3 protein-coding genes are annotated in these 5,159 nt (G+C 74.3%); 2 read left to right on the top strand and 1 reads right to left on the bottom strand.

The annotated features are described in order from the left end of the window. Positions 1 to 46: 46 nt before the first annotated feature. Entirely contained in the window at positions 47 to 694 is a 648-nt protein-coding gene (locus ACFWEK_RS18745; RefSeq protein ID WP_430547037.1) for a TetR/AcrR family transcriptional regulator, read from the bottom strand. Between the two features lie 101 nt (positions 695 to 795). On the opposite strand from ACFWEK_RS18745, the gene ACFWEK_RS18740 reads away from it, so the two are divergent. Continuing rightward, positions 796 to 3,366: a beta-glucosidase gene (locus ACFWEK_RS18740; RefSeq protein ID WP_430555016.1), complete on the top strand. Its 2,571-nt coding sequence runs from the start codon at positions 796 to 798 to the stop codon at positions 3,364 to 3,366. 86 nt (positions 3,367 to 3,452) lie between these two features. Then, positions 3,453 to 5,132, top strand: a complete 1,680-nt coding sequence (locus ACFWEK_RS18735; RefSeq protein ID WP_430547035.1) for an ABC transporter substrate-binding protein — start codon at positions 3,453 to 3,455, stop codon at positions 5,130 to 5,132. Positions 5,133 to 5,159 lie beyond the last annotated feature (27 nt).

The raw sequence follows: 5,159 nt of genomic DNA, 5'->3' as shown, positions 1-5,159 counted from the left end.
ACAGCCACCACCTCGCGGGACTTCTGCTACCTCGCGGAGACCCGTACTACCTCGCGGGGACGACGTGCGGGGCGTCCGGCCCGGCGAGGACGGCGGCGAGGATCGCCTCGATCGCGAACGCCGTCTCCTGCGCGAGGTCGACGGCGTCCGGGTCCAGGAGCCACTGCACCTGCAGGCCGTCCATGACGCCGATGACGGCGCTCGCGGCGCTGCGGGCCCGGGCCTCCTCGAGCGCCACGCCGCGCTCCTGCGCCACCTGCAGGAGGGCCGTGGCGATCTCGCCGCGCAGCACCGTGAAGCGCTCCGTGACCCACGCGGCCGCCGGGTGGCCGTCCGTGACGGACTCTCCGGTGAGCACCGAGTAGGCCTGCACGATGCCGCGCCGGTCGGCGTTGATCCGCGCGGTGGTCATCAGGTGCCGGAACAGGTCGAGCCCGCCGGGGATGTGCTGCCCCTCGAGGTGCTCGACGTCCACCCGGTCGCGGTACTCCAGCACCGCCCACAGGAGCTTGTCCTTGCTGCCGAAGTGGTGCAGCACGCCCGCGTGGGTGATGCCCACCTGCTCCGCGACGTCGACCAGCGACCCCGCGTGGTAGCCCTTCGAGCCGAACACGCGCGTCGCCGCCGCGAGGATCTCCTCGCGCCGCTCCGCCTTCGAGGGGCGGGTCCGTCGCGGGGTGCTGCCGTCTGCCATGGCGTCACCATACTGTGACCTTGCGTTACTTACTTACCTGTCAGTAACTGTGCTTCACTGGGCGCCAGTCGACGCCGACCAGGACGAGGGAGTACCGCCGCGTGTCATCGCAGACCGCTGTCACCAGCACCGACGCCAGCACCGATCGGGAGATCGACGCGCTCGTCGACCTCCTCGGCGTCGAGGAGAAGGCCGCCCTCGTGGTCGGCGCGTCCATGTGGGCGACCCGCGCCGTCGCACGGATCGGGCTCGAGCCCGTCGTCATGTCCGACGGCCCCGTGGGGGTGCGCGACCCGCACGGCCGCGGCACCTCCGCGATGCTGCCCGCGCCGTCGGCGCTCGCGGCCACATGGGACGTCCGCCTGGCGCGCCGGGCGGGGGAGCTGTTCGCGGCCGAGGCCCGCCGGCACGGGGTCGACATGGTCCTGGCGCCGCAGGTCAACCTGCAGCGCACGCCCGTCGGCGGCCGGCACTTCGAGTGCTACTCCGAGGACCCGCACCTCACGGCCGAGGTCGCCGTCGCGCTCGTCGGCGCGGCGCAGGACCGGGGCGTCGGGATGTGCGTGAAGCACTACGTGGCCAACGACTCCGAGACCGACCGCACCCGCTATCTCGCCCGCGTCGACGAGCGGACGCTGCGCGAGGTGTACCTGGCGCCGTTCGAGCGGCTCGTCGCCGCCGGCGCGTGGAGCGTCATGGGCGCGTACAGCGGGGTCGACGACGGCACCACCGCCGCGCCCGCCCTCGAGCACCGCCCCCTGCTCACCGGCGTGCTCAAGGACGAGTGGGGTTTCGACGGTCTGGTCGTGAGCGACTGGGTGGCCACGCAGTCGGTGGCCGCGGCCGTGCACGGCGGGCTCGACCTGCAGATGCCCGGCCCGGACGGGCCGTGGGGGGACGGCCTGCTCGACGCCGTCCGGTCCGGCGAGGTGACGGTCGCCGAGCTCGACGACAAGGTGCGCCGGCTGCTGCGTCTCGCGCACCGCGTCGGGCGGCTCCCGCTGCCGGGCGCCGGCAGCGCCCTCCCGGCGGTCGCGGCCGAGGACCCGGCGCCGCTGCTGCGCGAGCTCGTCGCCCGCTCCGTCGTCGTGCTCAAGGACGACGACGGCCTGGTGCCGCTGGTCGACACGGACGACGGCGCCGCTCCGCTGCGCGTCGCCCTGCTCGGCGCGCACGCCGCGGAGCCGTTCTTCCAGGGCGGGGGCTCGTCGTTCGTGGTCCCCGACCGCCTCACGTACCCCGCGGACGCGCTGCGCGACGCGCTCCCGGCGCGCTCGGTCGTGGACGTCGTCGCCGGGTCGCGCGTGCTGCGCAACCCGCGGGCGCTCGACCTCGCCCGCTGCACCGACCCCGTGACCGGCGCGCCCGGCGTGCGGCTGGAGTGGCTCGGGGCCGACGGCACCGTGCGCCGCGCCGAGACCCGGACCGCCTGGGAGGGCTGGTGCGCCGACGTCGGCCCCGACGACGCCGCCCTGCGGCTCACCGCCCGTGTGCGCACCGACGAGCCGGGCGCCCACGAGCTGGGGGTCGGCACGGTGGGCGTGCACCGGGTCGCGGTGGACGGCCGGACGGCGTCCGCGGGCGACGTCGTCGTCGACGAGGACGTCATCCTCGCCTCGGGTCACAACCACCCCCTCGCCGCGACGCTGGCCGTCGAGGGCGGCGCGGACGGCGCCCTCCTGGAGGCGGAGCTGCAGGTGGTGCACCCCGTCGGCTACGACCGGTTCGTGCGCGGTGCGCTGGTGCACCGGCTGCCCGGCCCGTCGGCCGAGGAGGAGCTGGCGGCCGCGGCCGCCGCGGCCCGGGAGGCGGACGTCGCCGTCGTCGTCGTGGGCACCACGCCCGAGGTCGAGTCCGAGGGCTACGACCGTGCCGACCTGGCGCTGCCCGGCAACCAGGACGAGCTGGTGCGGCGCGTGCTGGCCGCCAACCCGCGCACGGTGGTCGTCGTCAACGCGGGCGCGCCCGTGCTGCTGCCCTGGTACGACGAGGCCCCCGCGGTGCTGTGGGCCTGGCTGCCCGGCCAGGAGGCGGGCACCGGGCTCGCGGACGTGCTCGCCGGCGTCACCGAGCCGTCCGGCCGCCTGCCGTGGACGCTGCCCGCGCGCGCCGAGGACGTCCCGGTGCCGCACGCGATCCCCGTCGCCGGCGTCGTCGACTACGCCGAACGGCTCGACGTCGGCTACCGGGCCTGGGAGCGGCGGCTCGGTGCCGGGTCCGGTGCCGGCACGGGCCCCGGGGGCCCGGCGCCCGCCGCCCCCTTCGGTCACGGCCTCGGCTGGACGAGGTGGGACTACGAGGCCGCGGGCCTCGCCGCCCCCGGGCTCGCCCCGGGCGACGCGGACGTCGTCGTGCACGTGACGGTGCGCAACACCGGCGCGCGGCCCGGGCGCGAGGTCGTGCAGGTCTACGTGACCCCGCCGCCCGGCACGGCGGACACCGATCCCGCCCGGCCCGTGCGCTGGCTCGGCGGCTTCGCCGTCGTCGAGGCCGCGCCCGGGGAGCGCGCCACCGCCGACGTGCGCGTGCCGCGCCGTGCCCTCCAGACGTGGGACACCGCCGCCGGCGGCTGGACCACCCCGCCCGGCACCTACCGCCTCACCGCGGGCCGGTCGGTGCGCGACCCGCGGCTCGACGTCGATCTCGTCGTCGCGCCCGACACCCAGCCCTGACCAGCCCTGACCATCCAGCACCGATCACCCGATCACCCACCCAGCGCCCCGCCATCGGCGGCGGGGCTCGTGCAAGGAGGCACACCGTGAGAATCCGCAAGCTCAGCACGGCGGTCGCGAGCGCCGCGGTCGTGGCCATGCTGGCCGCGGCGTGTGGCGGCGGCACCGGCGGGAACAGCCCGTCCGCCTCGTCCGGCGGCGTCGGCACCGAGACCCTGACCGTCGGCATGCCCAACGGCGTGCAGACGGAGAACCAGTCGCCGTTCGCGACCGGCTCGTCCGCGCTCTCGCTCGGTTACGCGTTCGTCATCTACGAGCCGCTCATGATGCGCAACCAGGCCAAGCCGTCCGAGGACCCGGAGCCCTGGCTGGCCGAGAAGATCGAGTGGAACGAGGACTACACGCAGGCCGTGATCACGCCGAGGTCGGGCGTGACCTGGTCGGACGGCGAGGACTTCACCGCCGACGACGTCGCGTTCTCGATCCAGCTGCGCATCGACCACGAGGGCCTCAACGCGGCCGCTCTGCCGTACGACAAGGTCGAGTCCGACGGGACGACCGCGACGGTGTCGTTCACGGCCCCGCAGTACGTGAACCAGTCCAAGCTCTACGACCTGCTCATGGTCCCGGAGCACCTGTGGAAGGACGTCGAGGACCCGACGACGTTCACGAACACCGAGCCGGTCGGGACCGGGCCGTACACGCTCGAGTCGTGGACGCCGCAGGCCGCGACCGTCACGGCGCGCGACGACTACTGGGGCGGGCAGCCCAAGGTCCCCGAGATCCGGTACTCGTCGTACAACGACAACAACGCGCTCACCACGGCCCTCACCACCGGCGAGGCGCAGTGGGGCTGGACGTTCATCGCCGACTACGAGAACGTCTACATCGCGCAGGACCCGGAGCACTACCACCAGTACGCGGCGGCGGGCCTCGGCATCGACGCGCTCTTCCTCAACAACGAGAAGAAGCCGTTCGACGACGTCGCCTTCCGCCAGGCGCTCAACATGGTGATCGACCGGCAGGAGCTGGTGGACGTCGCCACCTCCGGCGTGAACCCGCCGCTGACCAACGCCACCGGCCTGCCGCTGCCCGCCGGCGAGCCGTACCTCTCCGACGCCTACGCGGACGCCGACCTCGCCGTCGACGTCGAGGGGGCCAAGGCGCTGCTGACCGACGCCGGCTACACCTGGGAGGGCGAGAAGCTCGTCGACCCGGACGGCGAGAAGGTCACCTTCGAGCTCACCGACCCGGCCGGATGGAACGACTACCTCACCGCGCTCGACCTCATCAAGAACGCGGCCGCGACGCTCGGCGTGGACGCCACGGTCAACCCGGTGAACCAGGACGGGTGGTTCGCCGACGTCGTCCCGCCGGGCGACTTCCAGGCCACGCTGCACTGGACCGACGGCGGCGCCACCCCCTGGGACATGTACTCCGACCAGTTCGACGGCGCGCAGTACAAGAAGCTCGGCGAGCCGGCCACGTGGAACTTCGGCCGCTTCCAGGACGACGCCGCGACGAAGGCGTTCGCCGACTACGCGGCCGCGACCGACGACGCCGCGCGCGCGGCCGCGATGGACACCATCCAGCAGGTCTACGTGGAGCAGGTGCCGGCCATCCCGATCTGGTCGCGACCCGCCACCGCGCAGTACTCCTCGCTGAACTACGTCGGCTGGCCGTCCGAGGACGACCCGTACAACCAGCCGCAGCCCACGGGGGTCCAGGCGGCCCAGATCGTCATGCACCTGGAGCCCGCGTCCTGATGTCCCTCCACACCACCACCCCCGGGG

This window comes from Isoptericola sp. NPDC060257 (assembly GCF_042726645.1).
Taxonomy (GTDB): Bacteria; Actinomycetota; Actinomycetes; order Actinomycetales; family Cellulomonadaceae; genus Isoptericola; species Isoptericola nanjingensis.
Note: the sequence above shows the minus strand (reverse complement) of the source record. Positions and strands in the feature narration are given on the sequence as shown.